Annotated in this window: 20 protein-coding genes; 16 read left to right on the top strand and 4 right to left on the bottom strand. The window is 39.9% G+C overall.

From position 1 onward, the window contains the following. Positions 1–5 precede the first annotated feature (5 nt). The 4 genes from EPL02_RS07745 to EPL02_RS07730 all read left to right on the top strand — a co-directional run bounded on the left by EPL02_RS07745 (position 6) and on the right by EPL02_RS07730 (position 4,209). Positions 6–1,001 carry an ABC transporter permease gene (locus tag EPL02_RS07745; protein WP_094912403.1) on the top strand — a complete coding sequence of 332 codons (996 nt, stop codon included), beginning with the start codon at positions 6–8 and terminating at the stop codon, positions 999–1,001. Between the two features lie 49 nt (positions 1,002–1,050). Beyond that, on the top strand, positions 1,051–2,004 hold the full coding sequence (locus EPL02_RS07740) for a sugar ABC transporter substrate-binding protein (protein WP_094912404.1): 954 nt from the start codon (positions 1,051–1,053) through the stop codon (positions 2,002–2,004). A 144-nt stretch (positions 2,005–2,148) separates the two neighbouring features. Further along, complete coding sequence (locus EPL02_RS07735) at positions 2,149–3,153, top strand: LacI family DNA-binding transcriptional regulator (protein ID WP_131887403.1); 1,005 nt, start codon at positions 2,149–2,151, stop codon at positions 3,151–3,153. 15 nt (positions 3,154–3,168) lie between these two features. Further along, positions 3,169–4,209, top strand: coding sequence for a Gfo/Idh/MocA family oxidoreductase (locus EPL02_RS07730; RefSeq protein ID WP_131887402.1), 1,041 nt, complete (start codon positions 3,169–3,171; stop codon positions 4,207–4,209). A 50-nt stretch (positions 4,210–4,259) separates the two neighbouring features. Here EPL02_RS07730 and EPL02_RS07725 read toward each other — a convergent pair whose 3' ends face one another. Then, positions 4,260–5,534 carry an MFS transporter gene (locus tag EPL02_RS07725; protein WP_131887401.1) on the bottom strand — a complete coding sequence of 425 codons (1,275 nt, stop codon included), beginning with the start codon at positions 5,532–5,534 and terminating at the stop codon, positions 4,260–4,262. A gap of 342 nt (positions 5,535–5,876) precedes the next feature. On the opposite strand from EPL02_RS07725, the gene iolG reads away from it, so the two are divergent. From iolG to EPL02_RS07665, 12 genes are all read left to right on the top strand, one after another. Continuing rightward, positions 5,877–6,902, top strand: a complete 1,026-nt coding sequence (gene iolG / locus EPL02_RS07720) for an inositol 2-dehydrogenase (RefSeq protein WP_094912410.1) — start codon at positions 5,877–5,879, stop codon at positions 6,900–6,902. A gap of 66 nt (positions 6,903–6,968) precedes the next feature. Continuing rightward, on the top strand, positions 6,969–7,979 hold the full coding sequence (gene iolC / locus EPL02_RS07715; protein WP_094912412.1) for a 5-dehydro-2-deoxygluconokinase: 1,011 nt from the start codon (positions 6,969–6,971) through the stop codon (positions 7,977–7,979). Between the two features lie 21 nt (positions 7,980–8,000). Continuing rightward, a complete protein-coding gene (locus EPL02_RS07710) occupies positions 8,001–9,458 on the top strand; it encodes a CoA-acylating methylmalonate-semialdehyde dehydrogenase (protein WP_094912413.1) in 1,458 nt (485 codons plus the stop codon). Positions 9,459–9,539: 81 nt separating this feature from the next. After that, positions 9,540–11,474, top strand: coding sequence for a 3D-(3,5/4)-trihydroxycyclohexane-1,2-dione acylhydrolase (decyclizing) (gene iolD / locus EPL02_RS07705; RefSeq protein WP_131887400.1), 1,935 nt, complete (start codon positions 9,540–9,542; stop codon positions 11,472–11,474). Between the two features lie 36 nt (positions 11,475–11,510). After that, positions 11,511–12,407 carry a myo-inosose-2 dehydratase gene (gene iolE / locus EPL02_RS07700; protein WP_094912416.1) on the top strand — a complete coding sequence of 299 codons (897 nt, stop codon included), beginning with the start codon at positions 11,511–11,513 and terminating at the stop codon, positions 12,405–12,407. Between the two features lie 27 nt (positions 12,408–12,434). After that, positions 12,435–13,226: a 5-deoxy-glucuronate isomerase gene (locus EPL02_RS07695; protein WP_131887399.1), complete on the top strand. Its 792-nt coding sequence runs from the start codon at positions 12,435–12,437 to the stop codon at positions 13,224–13,226. 107 nt (positions 13,227–13,333) lie between these two features. Continuing rightward, positions 13,334–13,855, top strand: a complete 522-nt coding sequence (locus tag EPL02_RS07690; RefSeq protein WP_131887398.1) for a YtxH domain-containing protein — start codon at positions 13,334–13,336, stop codon at positions 13,853–13,855. A gap of 518 nt (positions 13,856–14,373) precedes the next feature. After that, positions 14,374–16,713, top strand: a complete 2,340-nt coding sequence (locus EPL02_RS07685; RefSeq protein WP_131887397.1) for an immune inhibitor A domain-containing protein — start codon at positions 14,374–14,376, stop codon at positions 16,711–16,713. A 123-nt stretch (positions 16,714–16,836) separates the two neighbouring features. Next, positions 16,837–17,214 carry a GntR family transcriptional regulator gene (locus EPL02_RS07680; protein WP_094912421.1) on the top strand — a complete coding sequence of 126 codons (378 nt, stop codon included), beginning with the start codon at positions 16,837–16,839 and terminating at the stop codon, positions 17,212–17,214. Next, positions 17,214–18,095 carry an ABC transporter ATP-binding protein gene (locus EPL02_RS07675; protein WP_131887396.1) on the top strand — a complete coding sequence of 294 codons (882 nt, stop codon included), beginning with the start codon at positions 17,214–17,216 and terminating at the stop codon, positions 18,093–18,095. Before EPL02_RS07680 ends, EPL02_RS07675 begins: the two co-directional genes overlap by 1 nt. Beyond that, the gene (locus tag EPL02_RS07670; RefSeq protein ID WP_131887395.1) at positions 18,076–18,684 is read left to right on the top strand and encodes an ABC-2 transporter permease; all 609 of its coding nucleotides are present in this window, start codon (positions 18,076–18,078) and stop codon (positions 18,682–18,684) included. The genes EPL02_RS07675 and EPL02_RS07670 overlap by 20 nt, the downstream gene beginning before the upstream one ends. A gap of 141 nt (positions 18,685–18,825) precedes the next feature. Continuing rightward, the gene (locus EPL02_RS07665) at positions 18,826–21,306 is read left to right on the top strand and encodes an EAL domain-containing protein (RefSeq protein ID WP_286175309.1); all 2,481 of its coding nucleotides are present in this window, start codon (positions 18,826–18,828) and stop codon (positions 21,304–21,306) included. Positions 21,307–21,355: 49 nt separating this feature from the next. On the opposite strand, the gene ftsZ is transcribed toward EPL02_RS07665, so the two are convergent. From ftsZ to EPL02_RS07650, 3 genes are all read right to left on the bottom strand, one after another. Next, the gene (gene ftsZ / locus EPL02_RS07660) at positions 21,356–22,309 is read right to left on the bottom strand and encodes a cell division protein FtsZ (RefSeq protein ID WP_094912427.1); all 954 of its coding nucleotides are present in this window, start codon (positions 22,307–22,309) and stop codon (positions 21,356–21,358) included. A 202-nt stretch (positions 22,310–22,511) separates the two neighbouring features. After that, positions 22,512–22,766 carry a hypothetical protein gene (locus EPL02_RS07655; RefSeq protein WP_131887394.1) on the bottom strand — a complete coding sequence of 85 codons (255 nt, stop codon included), beginning with the start codon at positions 22,764–22,766 and terminating at the stop codon, positions 22,512–22,514. Between the two features lie 105 nt (positions 22,767–22,871). Then, positions 22,872–22,957, bottom strand: an 86-nt coding sequence (locus EPL02_RS07650) for an IS3 family transposase (protein ID WP_131887123.1), incomplete at its 5' end; no start/stop codon positions are given.

Here is a 22,957-nt window from a genome sequence, read left to right as displayed (position 1 = left end):
ACGTAATGAGTGAAGTTATTATTCAAAAAAAGCCAATGCATAACGAAAAGAAGTCACTTAAGCACTACTTAGGTAAGTTTGGTGCCTTAATTGGTCTTGTTATATTAAGCGTTATTCTTACAATGCTATCTGACAAATTCCTTACTGTAAATAATATTATGAATATCGCTCGTCAGTCCTCTATTAATGCTCTATTAGCACTTGGAATGCTTTTACCTATTTTAACAGCAGGCATTGATTTATCTGTTGGATCAATACTAGCTGTTTCAATTATGGTCATGGGTATTGTCTCTGTTACTATGGGATTGAATCCAATTCTAGGTATTCTTGTTTGTTTATTAGTTGGTATATTCTTTGGATGGTTAAATGGAATTTTACTTACAAAACTTCGCTTGCCTCATCCATTTATCTCAACGCTTGGCACGATGAATATTGCTCGTGGTATTGCGTTAATTATTACTGCTGCAGCTCCTATTGCAGGCTTTCCTTACATGATTCAATTTTTAGGTGGAGAGTTTGTTGGGCCGATTCCAATCAGTTTTTTACTTGTCATTGTGATGTACGTTATCTTCCACATCTTTTTAACAAGAACACAAACAGGCCGATATATTTATGCAATTGGGGGCAATAAAGAAGCAGCCCACTTATCAGGAATTAATGTAGATCGCGTTCTCATTATAGTTTATACAATCAGCGGCTTTATGGCAGCGCTGGCTGGACTTGTTATGGTTGGACGCGTCAATTCTGCGTTCCCGCTCGCTGGTTTATCTTACGAATTAGATGCAATTGCAGCCGTTATTATCGGAGGAGCAAGCTTCTTTGGAGGGGTAGGTACTGTATGGGGAACGCTAATTGGAGCCATGATCATTGCCGTATTAAGAAATGGACTGAATTTACTCAATGTTTCAGCTGATTTTCAAATGGCGGTTATTGGAGTCGTCATTATCGCAGCAGTATATGTAGACGTACTTAGACAGAGAAAAAGTAAAAAAGGCTCATGAAAATTAAGCGTTTACATTTTGGTTATCTATTCTAAAGGGGGAAATGATGATGAAAAAAGGATTCAGAAAGTTAGGGATGTTAACAATGGCAGCTGGGTTACTAGTTGCGGCAGGGTGCAGTGGTGATAAAGCATCTGGAGGAGGAGAAGAAAGCGTAACGGTCGTGTTAAAAACGCTAAGTAGTCCTTATTGGAAGTACGTTGAAGCAGGAGCAAAAGAAGCCGGAAAAGATCTAGGTGTGGATGTAAATATAGTTGGACCAGCTTCTGAATCGCAAGTTATTGAACAGGTAAATATGATTGAGGATTCTATCAATCAAATGCCGGGAGCAATTGTAGTATCACCATCTCAGCCTTCAACGGTTGTACCTGTCTTAAAGCAAGCAACTCAAGGTAATTTACCAGTACTGTTAATTGATACAGATGCTGATTTTGAGGAAAAAACGGCATTTATTGGTACAGATAACTATACGGCTGGTCAAGAAGGCGGAAAACTTCTTGCATCCATGCTAGAAAAAGGAGATAGCGTTGCTTTAATTGCAGGAGCACTTGGGAATTCAGCAATGGATGCTCGTATTAAAGGAGCGAAAGAAGAACTTGAAAAGGCAGGTATGAAGATTGTAGCTGAACAGCCAGCTGATAGTGATAAAACGAAAGCGATGTCGGTTATGGAAAATATTATGCAAAAAAATAAAGATGTAAAAGGTGTATTTTCTGCAAATGATGATATGGCACTTGGCGCTTTACGTGCTCTTGAAGGCAAAGGAGATATTCCTGTAATTGGTACGGATGGAACGGTTGAAGCTGTTGAATCAATTATTGCTGGTAAGATGGCTGGTACGATTGCGCAAAGTCCATACGACATGGGATATCAAGGTGTAGAAAATGCGTTAAAAACGATTAAGGGTGAAAAAATTGAAAAACGCATTGATAGTGGAATTGATATCATCACACAAGAAAACGCTCAGGAAAAGCTAGAGTTCTTACAGAGTATTTCAAAGTAATAGCAGTGTTAAGCTCTTAATGTGCGATAGAAACTCTTAATCGGGCGTGTTAAGAATCCATGTAGAAAGCGCCTTGTAAAGGATATGAATAACTCATTCATGATAAGATAATTAAAAGAGAAGATTAAGAGGAGAAGAACTAGAATGAAAACAACAATTTATGATGTAGCGAAAAAAGCTGGAGTTTCTATCGCCACTGTATCAAAAGTTATTAACGAAACAGGTCGTATCGGTGAGAAGACGAGAAAAAAAGTTCACAAGGTCATGGAAGAGCTCGATTATCAACCAAGTAGCGTAGCTGCAGCTTTGACTGGAAAGAAAACGTATACAATTGGTGTGTTAGTACCAGATATTTCAAATCCCTTTTTTGCAGAGGTAGCGCGTGCTTTTGAAAATAGTGCGCGATCTGCAGGATATACATTGTTTCTTTGTAGTACGGATAATCAGCCAGAACGTGAAAACGAATATGTAGAGCTCTTGTTAAAAAAGCAAGTAGATGGCATTGTGGTTGCTACTGAGCTAAATAATTTTAAGTTAGTAAACAAAATTGTAAGCAGGGAGTTGCCACTTGTTCTGTTTTCTGTAGATCATCCGTCAGTTTCCACTCATGTTGTGACCACAGATGATGTAAGAGGTGGTTATTTAGCAGGAAATCACTTAACAAGTAAAGGGCACCGTCAAATAGCAATTATTATGGAACAAGATCGTAGCAGTAGTAAAGCACGTTTAAATGGGTTTACACAGGCATTAAACGAAGAGCAGGTTCTTTTAGAAGATAGTGATGTAATTAGCTGTCGTTCAGTTATTGAGGATGCCAAAAGAGCAGCGCGTGAACTTTTATCAGGCCCTAAAAAACCTACCGCTGTCTTTGCCTGTACGGACTTAATTGCCGTAGCGGTTATGAATGAGGCTCGAAAACAGGGATTAGCTATCCCTGGGGATTTGTCGGTTATTGGATTTGACAATACAATCTATGCTGAAATGGCTGATCCGGGATTAACAACCATTGAGCAACCGATTACGCAAATGGCTGAATACACGTTTGCGCAGCTCTTAAAGACTATTAACGGAAGTGAGTCCATTAAACAAAGGGTTATGCTAACTCCTGAACTTATCGAGCGGGGGTCTGTTAAAAACATATTGGAGTAAAAGGGGAGAGATTCTGTGAACAAAGTAAAGGTAGGAATTGTAGGGTTAGGCAGGCTTGGAATTCAGCATGCTGAGAATTTAGCTTTTCGCATTCCAAACTGTGAATTAAAAGCAATTTGCGGCTTAAATACGGAGCAGTTAGCCGAACTAAGTGATAAGTGGAATATTCCATATACGTATACATCCTATGAAGAAATGTTACAGAACAGTGAGCTCGATGCCATTTTTATTGCTTCACCTTCTAATTTCCACTGTGATCAAATTCAGCAAGCATTAGAAGCGGGGTATCATGTGTTCAGTGAAAAGCCATTAGGGCTTTACTTAGAAGAGGTGGAAAAGATTGAGACAATTATTAATCGCCACCAAGACAAAGTATTTATGCTGGGCTTCATGAGAAGGTATGATGATTCATATGCATATGCCAAAAAACAAATTGAACAAGGGGCAATAGGTGAACCTGTGATGGTTCGTTGCTACGGGTTCGATCCTACGGAAGGCTTGGAATCATTTTTGAAATTTGCCCAAAAAAACTATAGCGGCGGTATATTCTTAGACATGGCTGTGCATGATTTTGACCTTGCCAGATGGTATCTTGGAGCTGAAGCCGAGCAGGTGTGGGCAATTGGAGGAGCATATTCAGTTCCAGCATTCACAGAGTTAAATGATGCAGAAACAGGAGCGGCTCTTGTAAAGTTTTCAAATGGTACGATGGGTCTTTTTGCAGCAGGAAGAAATAGCCGTCACGGGTATCATATTGAAACAGAAATTATCGGTACAAAAGGAAGTCTGCGAATTGGAACTGTTCCTGAAAAGAACGCGGTAACCATTTTTAACGACGCAGGTGCTTTGAAGGAGTGCGTATCCAATTTTAATGAACGATTCGCACAGGCATATTTGTCAGAGGTTGAAGAATTTATTCATTGTATTCAAACGGGGAACAAGCCAACTATCACTGCTAAAGATGGCGTGCAGGCTTCGCTATTGGGATATGCGTGTAAAGAATCATTTGAAACGGGTGAGCTGGTTTATGTTAAATCTTACTCTAGCACAAAGTAACAATAAGACGCCTCACATTATGTGAGGCGTTCTCTACACCTTTTATGGAGTTATACGGACAGCCTTTGGTGTTGATCTGCAGGTTGATAACTCGTGGTTTGCTCAGGTAATGCTAAAAATCTTGTTAGGAAAGCGCCAACAAAGTAAAGGATGGCAAAGATCCACATTAAGCCACCGACACCGACAGGACCGATAAATAATGCCACAATAGCTGGGCCAACAAATGCAGCTAGACCAGACCCTAAGTTCAATACGGACATTGCAGCTCCTTTATTATCAGGAGCAAGAGATGGGACAAGAGCAGTTAGCGGCACGTACCCAGCTAAAGCCGCTCCATAGAAGCAGGCAACTAGCATCAATGCCCAGTAATTATGGCCAAAAATTTGGGGCGTATAGTAAAGTGCAAGTGTAGCTAGTCCGCATCCAACGCCACCGAACCACGTTACGGTGTTAACCCAGCCGAACTTATCGCCAATAACACCAAAGATGAGGTTAAAGACAATATTGACAAAAAATAATGTGCCCCATATTTGGAGCCATTCTGTAATCGTAAAGTTAAAACCAACCATATACGTTGGTAAAAAGACCACAAAGCCAAATTTTGCAGCGGAATTAATAATCTTTACTACGCCACCAATCGCTACTTTCGGCTTCTCAGCCATAATAGTTAAACCTTTTAGAAGTTCTTTTGTTTTGTTATCGCTTACAATTTTACCGTTAAATCGATCTTTGTTAATGACGATAGATAAAATAGCACCAATCGCAACGAACACTAAAGCAGTCCATAGCGTCGCAACTTCTCCAATTCGGCTTACCATTATGCTAGAGTATAAAGCGCCGATAACGCTAAGACCAAGCTCAAAGACAAACCAAAACCAGCCAACAGCTCTAGCTAATGATTGCTGAGGCGTGTTATAAGAAACCCAAACTAAAAATGAATAAGCAAAAAGTGGATAGCCTAACCCGCGAAGTCCATAAGATAAGAGAATTAAAGGATAGTTCAAGCTTGGAATAGCTATGCCAATAAAAACAATAGAACCAATAATAAATGAAATAACGCCAATAATCATTGTCTTTCTCGGGCCCCACATTTGAACAAGGACACCTGAAAACCATGCGCTAATGGCAACAGTAATACCATAAAGGGAAAATAAAAAACCAGCTTGTTCCATTGATAAACCACGTTCTACTAGATAAGGTGATAGCCATCCGTGCTCAAGGCCATCTCCAATCATGAATATAACGATACCTATGTAGCCCCAAAATAGATTAGAAGGAATGCCCATTCTGTCAATCCATGAGTTCTTCGTTTCAAGCATATTCATTTGTCCATCCACCACTTTCAAAGTTTTTAAGAAAGGAAAGCGCTTAACTCTATTCATAAAAAGAAGTATACGGTTACATTTCTGAAAAGTCAATTAAATTTATGGGGTTTTTGGACTCTTTAAAATTCATTTTAACTTTGATAAAGGACAATTGAATGTTTATATAATAAGGTTAGAAAAAGATAATTTAGTTTTTCTCAGAAATTAAGTTATTTAAAAATTAAAAAAATATTGAGATTCACTAGAATGTATGTATAATAGAATTTAAGAAAGCGCTTAACTTAATTTTAAATTGAGCAATGCGTACTAGAGTTAACAGTATGGATGGGAGGATATAAAACAATGACTCATATTTTAACGGTGGGGATAATAGGAGCAGGAAGAATTGGAAAGCTTCATGTTGATAACTTAAAGCTAATTCCACAAATTAAAATTAAAGCGGTTTCAGATGTGGTGGTAGATCACCTGCATGATTGGGCTAAAACAAATGAAATTGACGTCTTAACAACGAACTATCAGGATTTATTAAATGATGGTGAAATTGATGCAGTGTTTATTTGTTCACCAACCAATACACACGCAGCTATTATTAAAGAAGCTGCTCAAGCAAAAAAACATATTTTTTGTGAAAAGCCGGTTAGCTTCTCTGTTGAAGAAACACACGATGCGTTAAAAGCAGTAGAAGCAGCTGGAGTGAAGCTTCAAGTAGGGTTTAATCGCCGCTTTGATCCAAACTTTAAAAAGGTACGAGAGCTTGTAAAAACAAATGAAATTGGGCAGCCTCACGTCTTAAAGATAACGTCTCGTGATCCACAGCCTCCAAGCATAGATTATGTGAGAGCATCTGGCGGCTTATTTATGGATATGATGATTCATGATTTTGATATGGCTCGCTACATAATGGATAGCGAAGTCGTTGAGGTTTCCGCTCATGGAACGGTACTAGTAGATCCGGCAATCGGAGAAGCAGGGGATATTGACACAGCGATTGTAACGCTAAAGTTTGAAAACGGAGCGCTTGGTGTCATTGATAACAGTCGACAAGCAGTATATGGCTATGATCAACGACTCGAAGTTTTTGGAAATAAAGGGGTAGCGACAGCTGATAACTGCATTCCGACAACGGTTCAGGTATCAACAAGTGAACACGTGGTAAAAGAAAAACCATTATACTTTTTCTTAGAGCGCTATACGCAAGCCTATGTTGAAGAAGTAAAAGAATTCGCGACAGCGTGCTTAACAGATCAACCTGTAACTTGCAGTGGAAATGATGGGTTTCAAGCAGAACGAATTGCGAAAGCAGCAAAAGAATCACTGTTATCAGGAAGACCTGTACGTCTAGAAGAATCATACGTAACAAATGGATGAATTACGTTTTATCATGCAAAATGATTAAGCGCTTAACCTAATTGATAAAAAGCAGGAGGATAGATAATGAACAAACTACAGTTTAAGCAAGACCGTCCCCTTGATTTTGTTGCCCTTGGACGATTGTGTATCGATTTAAATGCTAATGAAACACAGCGTCCGATGGAAGAAACAAAGACGTTTACGAAATATGTTGGAGGTTCTCCAGCGAACATTGCAATTGGCGTATCTCGCCTTGGTTTGAACACAGGATTCATCGGTAAAGTTTCTGATGATCAAATGGGGCGTTTTATTACATCCTATCTCACAGAGAACAATATCGATACGAATCATGTTGCAATTGATCGTACAGGAGCGGTAACAGGATTAGCTTTTACCGAAATTAAAAGCCCGACGGATTGTAGTATATTGATGTATCGTGATAATGTTGCAGATTTAAAGCTTGATGTCCACAACGTATCAGAAGCATACATCAAGCAATCAAAAGCACTTTTAATTTCTGGTACAGCACTCGCACAAAGTCCATCTCGTGAAGCCGTTTTCTTAGCGTTAGAATATGCACGAAAACATGAAGTAGTAGTGTTTTTTGATATAGATTATCGTCCGTATACGTGGGCTTCAGAAGAAGAAACGTCAACTTACTATAACTTGGCCGCAGAGAAATGCGATGTGATTATCGGTACACGTGAAGAATTTGACATGATGGAAAAGCTATTAAACTTAGAAGCTTCTAGTGATGAGGTAACGGCAAATAGATGGTTTTCTTATAATGCCAAAATCGTGATTATCAAGCACGGTGGTGAAGGATCAATCGCCTATACGAAAGATGGCAACTCCTATCGCGGCGGCATTTTTAAAACAAAGGTGCTGAAAACCTTTGGTGCTGGCGATTCATATGCATCAGCTTTTATTTATGGCCTGATGACTGGGATGAATGTAAAAGAAGCCATGAGGTTTGGAAGTGCATCGGCTTCGATTGTTATCTCACGTCATAGCTGCTCTGACGCGATGCCAACCGCTGCCGAAATTAAAGAGTTTATGAGCTCAGCGGAAGAAATTTTACAGGAAACTTATTAATAACAAAGGGGAGATTTCACGATGACACAAACAGCCGTCAAAGACGTTAAAAACTATATTGGTGGACAATGGGTAGAAGCTTCTACTTCGAGAACGGAGCCTGTTTACAATCCTGCAACAGGCGAAGTGATTGCTAACGTTCCGTTATCGACAAAAGAAGATGTAGATCGCGCAGTAGAAACCGCAAATGAAGCGTTTCAAACTTGGTCACAGGTAGCCGTGCCAAAGCGTGCGCGTATTTTGTTTAAGTACCAGCAACTTCTTGTTAATCATTGGGATGAGCTAGCAAAGCTTGTAACGCTTGAAAACGGTAAGTCTTATAACGAAGCATACGGTGAAGTTCAGCGTGGAATTGAGTGCGTTGAGTTTGCTGCAGGTGCACCTACGCTTATGATGGGCAAGCAGTTGCCTGATATCGCAACAGGAATTGAATCAGGAATGTATCGCTATCCAATCGGCGTTATTGGCGGAATTACGCCGTTTAACTTCCCGATGATGGTGCCATGCTGGATGTTCCCATTAGCCATCGCTTGCGGAAATACGTTTGTGCTGAAACCATCTGAGCGTACACCGCTTTTAGCAGCACGCTTAGTAGAGTTATTTGAAGAAGCTGGTTTGCCAAAAGGCGTGCTAAATATTGTAAACGGTGCACATGATGTAGTAAATGGACTATTGGAACATAAGCACGTGAAAGCAATTTCGTTTGTCGGTTCACAGCCAGTAGCCGAATACGTGTATAAAAAAGGAACGGAAAATCTAAAAAGGGTTCAGGCTTTAGCCGGTGCAAAAAATCATTCAATCGTGTTAAACGATGCTGATTTAGACGTAGCGACAAAGCAAATTGTAGGCGCCGCGTTTGGGTCTGCTGGTGAGCGCTGCATGGCTGCATCTGTTGTTACAGTGCAAGAAGGCGTAGCAGATGAATTGATCAATCGACTAGTTGAAGAAGCAAATCGCATTGTGATTGGAAATGGTCTCGAAGAAAATGTTTTCTTAGGTCCAGTTATTCGTGAAGGACATAAAGAGCGCACGCTTGGCTATATTGAATCAGGCATTGAGCAAGGTGCTAAGCTTGTTCGTGATGGGCGTAGTGACGCTGCGGTTCAAGGGAACGGATATTTCGTTGGCCCAACTATTTTTGATAACGTTACGCAGGAAATGAAAATTTGGCAAGATGAAATCTTTGCTCCGGTGCTATCAATTATTCGAGTTAACAATCTTGGAGAAGCCATTGATATTGCAAACCAATCACGCTTTGCAAACGGTGCGTGCATCTATACAGACAGCGGTTCGAGCGTTCGTGAGTTTCGTGAAAAAATTGAATCCGGTATGTTAGGGGTAAACGTAGGTGTTCCAGCCCCGATGGCATTCTTCCCGTTTTCAGGATGGAAGGATTCATTCTATGGTGATTTGCACGCGAACGGAACAGATGGTGTAGAGTTCTATACAAGAAAGAAAATGGTAACAGCACGCTGGTAAGTTGTAAACAAAAAATAAGAGGGGAGTATTAGGAACAGCTTGTTCTGAAGACTTCCCTTTGTTATGAAAGGGGAAAAAGAAATGACGACGGAAAGAATGACAACGGCACAAGCTCTTGTAAAGTTCTTAAACCAGCAGTACGTCGAAGTGGATGGAAAGGAAACAAAGTTTATCAAAGGAATCTTTACGATTTTTGGTCATGGTAACGTGGTAGGAATTGGGCAAGCTCTTGAACAACATGCGGGAGAACTGGAAGTCTATCAAGGAAGAAACGAGCAAGGTATGGCAAATGCAGCGATGGCATTTGCCAAACAAAAGCACAGAAAGCAAATCATGGCGTGCACTTCTTCAGTAGGGCCTGGTTCTGCCAACATGGTAACAACAGCTGCTACTGCTACTGCTAATAACATTCCTATTTTATTGCTTCCAGGTGATGTGTTTGCTACTCGTCAGCCTGATCCTGTTCTTCAACAAATCGAACAAACTCATGACTTATCCCTTTCAACAAATGATGCTTTTCGAGCAGTGAGTAAATATTGGGATCGCGTTAATCGACCGGAGCAGCTCATGACGGCAATGATCAACGCTATACGCGTATTGACCAATCCAGCTGATACAGGAGCCGTGACAATTTCGCTGCCGCAAGATGTACAAGGAGAAGCCTTTGATTTTCCTAGCTATTTCTTTAAAAAACGCGTGCACAGAATGGAAAGGCGTTTGCCTACGAGAGAGTGTGTGAGAGATGCCGTTCAGCTTATTGTAAGCAAGAAAAAGCCTATTATTATTTGCGGTGGGGGAGTTCGTTATTCGGAAGCAACAGCTGAATTAAAAGCTTTTTCAGAAGCATTCCATATTCCTTTTGGTGAAACACAAGCTGGTAAAAGTGCTATTGAGAGTGATTTCTTTTATAACCTAGGTGGGATAGGTGTAACCGGTAATCTCGCTGCGAACTCAATTGCTCGTGAAGCAGATCTAGTCATTGGAATTGGAACGAGGTTTACGGATTTTACAACGGGTTCAAAAGAATTGTTTCAGCATCCAGACGTCGAGTTTTTAACCTTGAATATCTCTGAATTTCATGCCAATAAGTTGGATGCCGTAAAGATAGTGGCTGATGCGAAAGAAGCCCTTCGAGAGCTAACAGCTGAATTAATCCAGCATGGATATCACTCAGGTTACGGAACGGAAATCGTTGAGGCTAAGCAAAAGTGGCAAGCAGAGCTTGAACGTTTACATCACGTGCGTTACCAAGAGGAAGCATTTGTTCCAGAAGTAAGCGGACAGCTTGATGAGGTGCTTTCTGAGTATAAAGAAGCGCTCAGAACGTCATTAACGCAAACAAGCGTTATTGGTCAAGTAAACCATCTACTTGATGAAGATGCAATTATCGTAGGCGCAGCAGGCAGCTTGCCGGGGGATCTTCAGCGGATGTGGACATCGCGCACGCCCAATACGTATCACATGGAATACGGATATTCATGCATGGGTTACGAAATTGCAGGAGCACTTGGAGCTAAGCTAGCTGAGCCAGATAGAGAAGTTTATGCAATGGTTGGAGATGGAAGTTATCAAATGCTTCATTCAGAGCTGGTGACCAGCTTACAGGAGAAAAAGAAAATAAACGTTTTATTGTTTGATAATTCAGGGTTTGGCTGCATCAACAATTTGCAGATGAGCAATGGAATGGGAAGCTTTGGTACAGAGTTTCGCTACCGAAACGAACAGTCGAATAAGCTAGATGGTAACATTCTCCGCATTAATTTTGCACAAAGCGCAGCGGGATACGGAGTGAAAACGTACGAAGCGCGCACGTTAGAAGAGCTTAGATTTGCTCTTGAAGACGCGAAGAAACAAGAAGTGTCTACGCTTATTGATATTAAGGTACTGCCAAAGACCATGACAAATGGATACGACTCATGGTGGCATGTTGGAGTGGCAGAAGTTTCGGATAATAAAAGCGTACAAGAAGCGTTTGAAGAGAAAAGAACACATTTAACAAAAGCAAGATTGTATTAGGTACAACTGAATAAGAGCTTGAAGGGGAGAAGGGCTATGTTTAAACAAGGTGTAATTAAGCTTGGTATTGCGCCAATTGCGTGGACGAATGATGATATGCCGGAACTTGGTGGAGAAAATACGTTTGAACAGTGTATTAGTGAAATGGCGCTTGCTGGCTTTAAAGGAAGTGAAGTGGGCAATAAGTACCCACGTGATGTGAAGGTTTTAAAAAAAGCGCTGTCTCATCGTAGATTAGAGATTGCAAGCGCTTGGTTCAGCACATATTTGACGACAAAGCCATTGGAGGAAACGGTGAGTGCTTTTATTGATCATCGTAACTTTCTACACGCAATGGGTGCAAGCGTAATTGTTGTGTCAGAGCAAGGACGTAGCATTCAAGGACTTATGCATACTCCGCTTTTTGATGAAAAGCCCCAGTTTACTGAAGAAGAGTGGGAGCGACTTGCCCTGGGCCTAAATCACTTAGGGATGCTTGCCAACGAAAAGGGCATGCATATCGTGTATCACCATCATATGGGAACCGGCATTCAAACGACATCTGAGATTGATCGACTAATGGAGATAACTGATTCTGACTTGGTCCACTTGCTGTTTGATACGGGACATCTAGTGTTTTCAGGTGAAGATCCTCTGTATGTTTTAAAAAAGTATCTGCCACGTATTAAGCACGTTCATTTAAAAGATGTGCGACGCGACGTAGTCGAAGCTGTGAAAGCGAAGAAATGGAGTTTTTTACAAGCGGTTCGTCAGGGAGCATTTACTGTACCAGGAGACGGGAGCATCAACTTTGATCCAATCTTTGCAGAGCTTGCTAAGTCTGATTACGCGGGATGGTTTGTAGTTGAAGCCGAACAGGATCCCGCTATTGCTAATCCGTTTGAATATGCGTTAAAAGCACGTCAATTTATTAAAGAAAAAAGTGGACTATAAAGTAGGTAACGTAAGGAGCTGGAAGAAATGTTTGAAAAGCTTGGACAGTTAAAAGAAGGCTACAATGAATTAACGAATATGGCAAGCAAGCATGAGAATATGATGCTTGATATCGGAATCTATAGTTTAAGAGAAGGTACGGAGCAAGTATTGCGAGATTCGAAGAAAGAAACAGCAGTACTTTTATTAGAAGGGAAAATCCGCATTGAGTGGGATGGTAATGTCCAAGAGATAGAGCGTGAAAGCGTGTTTGAAGAAGATCCATGGTGCCTTCACGTTGCATGCGATAATGAAGTGAAAATTACGTCGCTTAGAAAAAGTGAATTCCTTGTTCAAAAAACAGACAATGATCGTATGTTTTCTTCTAAGCTTTATATACCTTCAGATTGTCAAAGTGAAGTAGCGGGAGAAGGTGTATGGGACGGAACAGCTCAGCGAGTAATTCGTACCATATTTGATTACAATAACGCGCCGTATTCAAATATGGTTATTGGTGAAGTGATTTCTTATCCAGGTAGGTGGTCGAGCTATCCTCCCCATCATCATGACCAGCCGGAAGTTTATTACTATCGCTTTAATAAGCCTCAAGGGTTTGGCTGTGCAATGGTTGGTGAAGATGCTCATCGCGTTGTTCATAATAGCTTTATCACCATCCCGGGAGAACTAGACCATCCTCAAGCGACCGCTCCAGGGTATGCAATGTACTTTTGTTGGATGATTCGTCACCTTGACGGTAATCCGTGGAATGCGCGCATTATGGAAAAGGAACATGAGTGGTTACTTGAGCCTGGAGCCAAAATTTGGCCGGAAAAAGAGTAGTGAAAAGCGCCTAACAAAAGTTGGGCGTTTTTTCACAGTTTATGAGGAAAGAAAAGGGGAATATCTACACTAACAACTACTTTGATTGAAAAGGGAGAGTGGATAAGATGAAGCAGGTAACGACTCAGGAAACACAGGCGATTCAAGGGCAAGATCCTTCTCAAAAGGGAAACAAGCTTCTAACAGGTATTGCGGTAGGAGCAGCGGTTGGAGGTGTGGTAGCACTGGTGGATAAGCGTACCCGAACAAAGGTTATATCCGGCGCACAGTGCGCTAAAAGTTCGACAACAGATTTTGTCACGCGTTTACGAGAGAACCCGTCTGAGGTAAAAGGTGAATGGCAGCATCGCATTAAAGTAGCTTCAGGTGTTATTAAAGAAGTAACGTCAGATCTTAAGAGCTTATATGAGAAAGTGAACAATGAACTAAATGGTTCCGTACAGTCTATTAAAGAAGAGTCTTCTCAACTAGTAGAGTCTGCGCAAGCTGTACAAGAAGACCTGCAAGAAATCGGTGATAAAGTAAAGCAGGCTGGTGAAGAAGTGGCTACTCCGACAAACCCTGAGCTCAAAAAAAATCCAACTCCTCAGCCTGAAACAATACCAAACAAACCAGCCTACTATCAATAAAACACAAAAAGGCTGGGACATCAGTATTTCAGTCATTTATCCGAGCTATCGCAAGTTAATTAACTTGCGATAGCTCGGATGTTTTTTTGTTGGTTTGAAAAGCGAGTGTTTGTAGCGTAATGGAACGAATTAAATTGCTCTTACAGCCTGGCGATTGTAGAAGCGTCAGGCTTCGTCTTTGAGAGGAAATCATTTAGCTATGTCTCAGTCTCTTTTATATGAAAATCTCCGGAATACGAAATTTTTTAAAATAATAATATATACCCATAACAAAACAACTTATAGTTCAATAGGTCTGTTTAATATTCTTATAGTTATATATTAATAGTTTTTTTACATTTTTTATCCTCTTTTTAGCCTATAATGTCGAGTTGTAAGACGACCTAAATAGAGGAATATGTAGGATTTTAGCGGTGTGTAATGCTTTATTACAAAAGCAAAAACTATTGACCGACAAGAAACTTCAGATTAAAATAAATTTTGCTAATAGTGTGATAATTTTGAGGGGGGTATTATCTTTGGTTACATGGAAAAAAGTACTAGGAACATCGTTGCTAGCAACGACCGTTGCAATCGGTGGAGGACTTCCGCTGTTTAACGCCACAAGTGCATCAGCGAAAACAGCTGATCAGCTTGAAAGTCCACCGCTTGATATGAATATCGTTCCAGAAGAACGATTAGGGAAGGCGCTGCAGCAGCAAGGCATCATTTCGAAAAAAGCATCAAATCAAGAAGTGAAGAAGGCTGTCCAAGCATACATAGAGAATAAAGACAGTCACAAAGAGAGTGTGAAAGGTCAAAAACCAAATAAAATTGATCTTAAAGCAAAGCAAGCACGTGCGAAAAATGTGGAAAAAGTAAAAGAAGCAAAGAACGTGAACATGAACGCTGTCACAAAAGGAAAAGGTGACGGAGTAAAAGTTCAACCTGCTAAAGATGCAAAATATAACGGTAAAGTTCGTACAGACAAAGTGCTTGTCCTGTTAGTTGAATTTGCGGACTTTAAGCATAATAACGTGGTTCAAGAGCCTGGTTATATGTACGCTGATGACTTTAACCGGAACCATTATGAAAAATTAATGTTTGGTGATAAAGAATTCAAGTTGTTTAACGGTAACAAAGTTCAAACATTCAAGCAATATTACGAAGAGCAATCTGGCGGAAGCTATACAATGGACGGAACGGTATCAGAGTGGTTAACAGTTAAAGGAAATGCTGCTGAATATGGTGCTGATAATCCAAGAGGTGGCCATGATAACCTTGGACCAAAAGGGCCTCGTGACCTTGTAAAAGAAGCGCTTCAAGAAGCAGTTAAAAGCGGCATTAATCTAAAGGAATTTGATCAATTTGATCAATATGATTTAGATGGTGACGGCAACCTAAACGAGCCGGATGGTTTAGTTGATCACTTAATGATTATCCACGCTGGTACAGGGCAAGAAGCAGGTGGCGGTAAGTTAGGAAATGATGCAATTTGGTCACACCGTTGGACGCTAGGTCAGCCTTATAAAGTACCTGGTACTGACATTTCTGCTTATGATTACACAATCCAGCCGGAAGACGGAGCGGTTGGTGTTTTCGCTCATGAGTATGGTCATGACTTAGGTCTTCCAGATGAGTACGATACGCAATACTCTGGTCAAGGTGAGCCGGTTGGAGTATGGTCTATCATGAGTGGTGGAAGCTGGGCTGGAGAAATTGCTGGAACAGAGCCAACGAGTTTCTCTCCGCAAAACAAAGAGTTCTTCCAAAAGGTAATGGGAGGAAACTGGGCAAACATTAAAGAAATGGATTTAAAAGATATTAACAAGACTGGCGCTGTAAGCATCATTGATCAAAGCGTAACGAAATCTAAAAACCCAGGTATTGTGAAGATTAATCTTCCTCAAAAAGCCGTGCAAGGGATGAAAACTGATTTCGGTAAGAAGTTTTATTACAGTCAAAAAGGTGACGACCTGCGCACAGCAATGACAACAAAAGAGTTAGATTTAACAAATGCAACAAAAGCGTCATTTGATTTTAAAGCAAACTATGAAGTGGAAGCAGAATATGATTACTTATATGTAAATGCTATTTTGCCAGATGGATCTAAGGTTCTTTTAGATACAATTGGTGATAAAGCAAATAACGCTGATCATTCGGCTGAAACAACAAATGGTAAATGGGTAGATGTAAGCTATGATTTAAGTCAATTTAAAGGTAAGAAAATCAAGCTTCAGTTTGAATACGTAACGGATGGTGGACTAGCGCTAGAAGGTTTTGGCCTTGATAACGCATCACTTGTTGTAGATGGTAAAGTAATATTTACAGATGATGCAGAAGGACAAACAACGTTTACACTAGACGGATTCGAGCAAACAGATGGTTTAATGTACAAGGATAATTACTACTACGTTGAGTGGAGAAACTATGCTGGAAATGACAAAGCGCTGCAATTTGCGCGCGGAGCGAAGTACAATACTGGAATGCTATTGTGGTATGCTGATGATAGCTACTTAGATAACTGGGTTGGACAGCACCCTGGTGAAGGTTTCTTAGGGGTTGTGGATTCACATCCTAAAAAGGTTCTATACTTTAATGGAAACGGAATTAGCACAACGGCAAACACAACGCGTTATCAAATTGCAGACGCTGCGTTCTCATTCGATTCAACGCTTCCATGGACATATACACATGCAACAAATGGAACAATCTCTTCTAAAGAAGCAAAAGGCGTAACAAGCTTTAACGATGGTCGCTCTTATATTGATGAGCGTATTAAAGATGCAGGCCGCATCCTTCCAAAACACGGTTTAAAAATCGATGTAATTGGCGAAGCGAAAGATAATTCAGCTGGCGCGGTTTGGATTCATAAATAAGAGATTCAGAAGCGGTAAGTGAAAAACTTACCGCTTTTTTCTATGGAAAATATTGAAATGAGGAACACAATGTGTATATAATGTATATAAAGTATATATACATTATTTAAAAGAGGTATGAATATGCATATTGTAATTTCAAATCAGTCAAAAGAGCCTATATATGAACAAATTTACCATCAGATTCAAAAGCAAATCTTAGCGGATGAATTAAAACCGGGAACCTCGTTACCATCGATGCGTCAGCTTGCTAAGGATTTAGGTGTTAGCGTCATTACAACCAAGCGTGCTTATGAAGAACTTGAAAAGGGTGGGTTTATCTTTTCAATTGTGGGAAAAGGCTCATTTGTTTCGGAACAAAATCATGAGATGATTCGGGAGCGAAAGCGAAGAGTTATCGAAGAACAATTAGCAGCTGCCATTCAAAACAGCAAGGGGATTGGAATTGAGCTGCAGGAACTTCAAGAGCTTTTAATTATTTTATATGAGGAGGAAAGGTAATGAATAGCGTGATTGAATTGAATAATGTAACCAAGTCCTTTAACGGATTTCAGCTAAAGGATGTATCTCTGTCAGTAAACAAAGGTTTTGTGACAGGATTAATTGGTGGAAACGGAGTAGGAAAGTCGACGATTATTAAAATGATTATGAATTTATTACAGCCTGATAGAGGGAGCATTTCTGTATTTGGCTTGAACTACATCAAGCATGAGAAAGAGATCAAACAACGGATTGGATTTGTATGCGATGAAAATATGTACTACGAAAACATTACGTTACGTGAACTTCATCGTATTATTAAGCCCATGTACAGAAACTGGGATGATACGTTGTTTACACAGTACGCGGAACGCTTTGAATTGCCTTTACGTAAAAAAATCAAAACATTTTCAAAAGGGATGCTGATGAAGGCTTCTTTAACGATGGCATTGTCTCATCATGCAGATTTAATTGTGATGGATGAGCCAACATCTGGCTTAGATCCCATTTTTCGAAGAGAGCTGTTAGAGATTCTACAAGAGCTCATGCTCAATCATGAGAAAACAATCTTCTTCTCCACGCATATCACCACAGATTTAGATAAAATCGCAGACTACATTACCTTTATCCATAACGGACAGCATATGTTTACAAAAGAGCACCATCAAATCTTTGAAGAATACGCCCTCGTAAAAGGGACAGCTGATTTATTAGATCGTGACACGAAAAAAGAATTTCTAGCCATTCAAACGTCTAATCATGGGTTTGAAGCGCTCACTAACAAAAAGGACCGCGTACACGATATCTTCGGTGCAGAAGTGCTCATTGAAAAGCCGACGCTTGAGGACATTATGTTCTATACAAAAAAGGGGGAGCGTGAACATGCTACAGCTTATTCGTAAAGACTTTTTATTACAAAGAAATGTATTTATTATTTTACTACCGATATTATTCATCTATTTACTAATTGATACGTCGACTACTTGGGTAGGTATTATCTTTAGCATTGCACTCATCATGAATGCTTTTTCAGAGGATGAGAAATCCGCTGTGCGGCTTTTGCTAAACTCACTTCCGTACACACGTAAAGAGATTGTATCAGCTAAATACCTTGGTGCGTTCCTGTTTGCAATTATTACACTTTTGGTCATTGCTATTTCAAACCGGATTATTCACGGTGAAGGGATGCAGTGGGGGCAATTAGTGTTTAGTATCAGCGTCGTTTTGATCTTTGTTTCCATTGCCTTTCCAGTTTCGTATATCTTTCACAGCAAATATTTAGGAATAGCTTTTATTGGGCTGTTTGTTATCTATATGATTATTGCTAATACCTTTGTTCATAATCTACAGGAACAAGTAATTAACGTTGCACGCACAATCATGTCTTTTAATGTTTCAGACCTTTATCTGTTTGTTCTTTTACCTGCGTTACTTCTCTACCTCTTATCGTGGCTTACATCGATTTTTATCTATAAACAAAAAACATGTTAAGTGGTCCCTTTTCTCTAGCTCTCAATGAACATACTATTCTTAAGAAAATAATGACAGTTTTGTAAGGATAGTCTTGCAAAATGAAACTGAACCTTTACAATTAAAAATAAGACTGATAGAGCGAGGAGAAAAGAGAACTAGATGCATGATTCATTTTTAAATCACATCGTATCCTCTAGTAGACAAGGCGCGATGAACGTTCATACTTTTAATACAGCACTCATAGAAGCTAGCTCATATGCTATTTTTTTGTTGGATAAAAAAGGGGATTTACTTTTTTATAACGAACAAGCTTCAGCTTTTGTATGTACTGAAGTGCAAGGACGAATCTCTTTTTTTCAACTTGCAAAGTACGGATTAGATCATGAAAAGTATTTTGCATATGCACTGAACGGTGAAGTTGTCCAATTTACAGCAATGTTAAAAACAAAGTGTGGCAAGAATATGAGGATGATGGTGAGTTATATTCCAGTCTTTATCCATGAACAATTACAAGCGGTGTATGCAATCTGTAAAAAACAGGCGGAAGAGCAGTGGCATTTAATAACGCTTCAAAACCAGCTGGATATGGAACAAAAGCTAGCGAATATCGGAAGCTGGTATTATGATGTGCTAGAAAATCGATTCTGCTGGTCGAGACAAATGCATTCAATTTTTGGAGTTAAAGAACATAGCGGTTTTCTTCCTTCATATGATAAAGTGCTGGAGTTTGTTCATCCGGATGATCAAGAATATATGAATCAAACTGTCAAACAAGCTATTAACAGGGGTGATAGCTATAGTATTAAATATCGTTTAATACAACCAAATGGTGATTTACGTATCGTATTTGAAAAAGCAGACCCCGTCATGAATGAGCAAAATCAAGTTGTGCAGCTTCTTGGTGTTTTATATGATGTAACTGAAATACATCATATAAAAAAACAGTTTAAGCAGGTTAAACAGAGGTTTTCTGTGAGGCAAGCTAATTTAGAAGTTGGGATATGGTCAGCAGATGTGCGTGAAAGCAAAGTGACGTTTTGCTCTGATGGCATTGCCGATATCTATGAAGAATCAATAGAAAAGATTATTGAAAATCGATCGTTTTGGAAAGAGCGTGTACATCCTGATGATTTAGAAAAAGTAGAGTTAGCACAATTAAAGTTGATGAAGGGTGACCCTATCTGTCATTACTACCGTATTATTACGAAAAAAGGAAATGTTAAATGGTTAAAAGATCAGATAGTTCCTGATGTCGATGAAAAGGGAAACGTCATTCGATTAGATGGAATTATAGAAGATGTTACGGAGAAAAAGCATTATATAGACGAAATTGAATATCTAGCACACTATGATTACTTAACCAATTTACCGAATCGCCGTAAGTTTGAACAAACATTAACTGAAGTAATTACGCATGCTAAAAACAACGAGGCTTCTATTGCTGTTTTTTATCTTGATCTTGATCGCTTTAAGCATTTAAACGATAACCTAGGTCATGATATAGGTGACCGCATGCTGCAAAAGATAGCGCTTCGGCTTCAACAAAAAACACAGGGGAAAGGGTCTCTTGCGCGAATCGGTGGAGATGAATTTGCACTGTTTTTTGAATCAGCAAACTGCTTGGAAGATTGTATACCAATTGCCAAACAGCTTTTTGAACAGGTAGAAAAGGAAGTTAAAATGGATGAACTTGACTTGCATACGACAACAAGTATGGGGATTGCAATTTATCCACGTGATGGAGAAGATGCGAAAACTCTTTTGAAAAATGCCAGCCTTGCCTTGCATCGAGCAAAAGAGTTAGGGAAAAATGAATGGCAGCTCTATTCACCTTGTATGGATAGTCAAATGTATACAAGCTTTCATTTAGAAAAAGAGCTGCGCAGTTCGTTTGAACGCAATGAGCTGTTTCTTCAATATCAGCCAAAGATTAACGCGCAAACGAGAGAGATTGATAGTTTTGAGGCACTGATTCGCTGGAAACACCCAGAGCGGGGATTTGTATCACCTGGAGAGTTTATTCCAGTCGCTGAGGAGTCTGACCTTATTGTCAAGATTGGTGATTGGGTACTAGAGAAAGTATGTCAACAGCTGAAAGAATGGAAGCAGTTGGGGCTGACGGTTGTGCCAGTGTCGGTTAACGTATCGTCGAAGCGCCTTTTGAAACCGCACTTTATTGAATTTATCACAGAGCTCTTAAAACGCTATGACATCGATCCCTCGCTTATCGAACTAGAAATTACGGAAAACTCTATCATTCATCATGAAGATCAGGTGAAAGAAATGATGACAACCTTAAGAAAGCAGGGCGTAACGTTTGCTTTAGATGATTTTGGAACAGGGTTTAGCTCGCTATCTCACTTGCAGAAGCTGGAGTTCGACGTACTAAAAATAGATAAGACATTTATCCAATCTGTTGTTGAAAATGAGAAACATCAAATGATTACAAAAAGTCTGCTCTACCTCGCACAAGGGCTGAACATGAAAGTTGTAGCTGAAGGTGTGGAAACGCATGCGCAGCTTTCGTTCTTAAAGAATCGGGGATGTTCTTTTATTCAAGGCTATATCTTTAGCAAACCTGTGTGCGAAGACAAAGCGGCTGACTACTTGAAAATGAAGTATTTAACGCCAAACGTATAGCATAGATAAGATGAAAAAACACTTGGACGTATCATCCAAGTGTTTTTAATTAGCTTTCTGAAAAACCAGTTGCGATAACGGTTACCATTACTTTATCTTGAAGGTCTTCGTTGATAACGGAACCGAAGATCATGTTTAATTCTTGATCAGAAGCAGACGTCACGATATCAGCAGCTTCCTGAACTTCAAATAAGCTGAGGTTAGAGCCGCTTGTAATATTCATGAGAATTCCTTGTGCTCCGTCAATTGAACGGTCTAACAGTGGACTAGAAATTGCTTTCTTTGCCGCTTCAGCAGCACGATCAGGACCGCTTGCAATCCCAATTCCCATCAGCGCATAACCTTGGTCAGACATAATGGTCTTTACGTCAGCGAAATCAAGGTTAATAAAGCCTGGGATAGAAATTAAGTCCGAAATGCCTTGAATACCTTGACGAAGTACGTTATCAGCTTCGCGGAAGGCATCAAGCATTGTCGTACGCTTATCACCAATTTCTAATAAGCGATCGTTTGGAATGACGATCAGCGTATCAACCGCGTTCATCATTTCGTCAACGCCGCCTGTTGCTTGACGCGTCCGTTTTGTTCCTTCAAAACGGAACGGTTTTGTTACGACACCGATTGTTAGCGCACCGAGCTCACGAGCCATTTCCGCAACAACAGGTGCTGCACCTGTTCCTGTTCCGCCGCCCATGCCTGCTGTTACAAACACCATGTCGGCACCTTGAAGAGCATCTTGGATTTCTTCTTTGCTCTCTTCCGCAGCAGCGCGTCCAACTTCAGGATTTGCACCAGCACCGAGTCCGCGCGTTAGGGCAGCGCCAATTTGCATGCGCTTTTCTGCTTTTGATAGATTAAGAGCCTGAGCGTCTGTGTTTACAGCCATAAACTCAACGCCCTGTACACCGTGTTCAATCATGCGGTTAACGGTATTATTTCCACCGCCTCCCACACCAACTACTTTAATTTTCACTAGTGGAGATCCTGTATCAAAATCAATCATATGTTCAGCCTACTTTCTCTCATTCGATTGTTCAAAAAAGGTAAGTGATTGTTTAAATAATCATCATCTTTATTGCCGTTGACATAATGATGTTAAATTCACTGTTTTATCGCCATTGTACCATTAATTAAGGTTGTCTGTCTGTATTTGACGAAAAACGTTATCAAAACGCAAAAAAGATGACCAAATAACTCGACTTTGGTCATCTTTTGAATGTATCAACATACTGTTTTGCTTGAAGCAAACCCCAACCTGAATCTTGCCTGATAGCTTTTATAATTTCTACATTTGTTTTTCCTTGTTCGATCATAGCTGAGGTTTTTGCTGTAAGTGCTTCTTGTTGGCCTTTTGTGAGTGGTATTGATTTAATTTGATTTTCGAGCATACGAATCTTAGAATTTAACGCAAGAATATAGAATACTAGAGCGGCAATAATGATAAATAATGCTAGATTCACCTTTTCTTCACACTCCTTTTATTTACTGCTATTACTAGTGTACAAGAAAAAACCTTCAGATAATGGGACTGACCCCTGTTTTTGAGACAGGAATCAAAACACCTTTTAAACAACCAGTTTTCTGTATTGTACAGGAGACTGGTTGTTTAATTTTGTTTGAATACGGGCATGGTTATAATACGTAATATAGC

This window comes from Bacillus sp. CBEL-1, from assembly GCF_004348885.1.
Taxonomy (GTDB): Bacteria; Bacillota; Bacilli; order Bacillales; family Bacillaceae_H; genus Priestia; species Priestia aryabhattai_A.
Note: the sequence above shows the minus strand (reverse complement) of the source record. Positions and strands in the feature narration are given on the sequence as shown.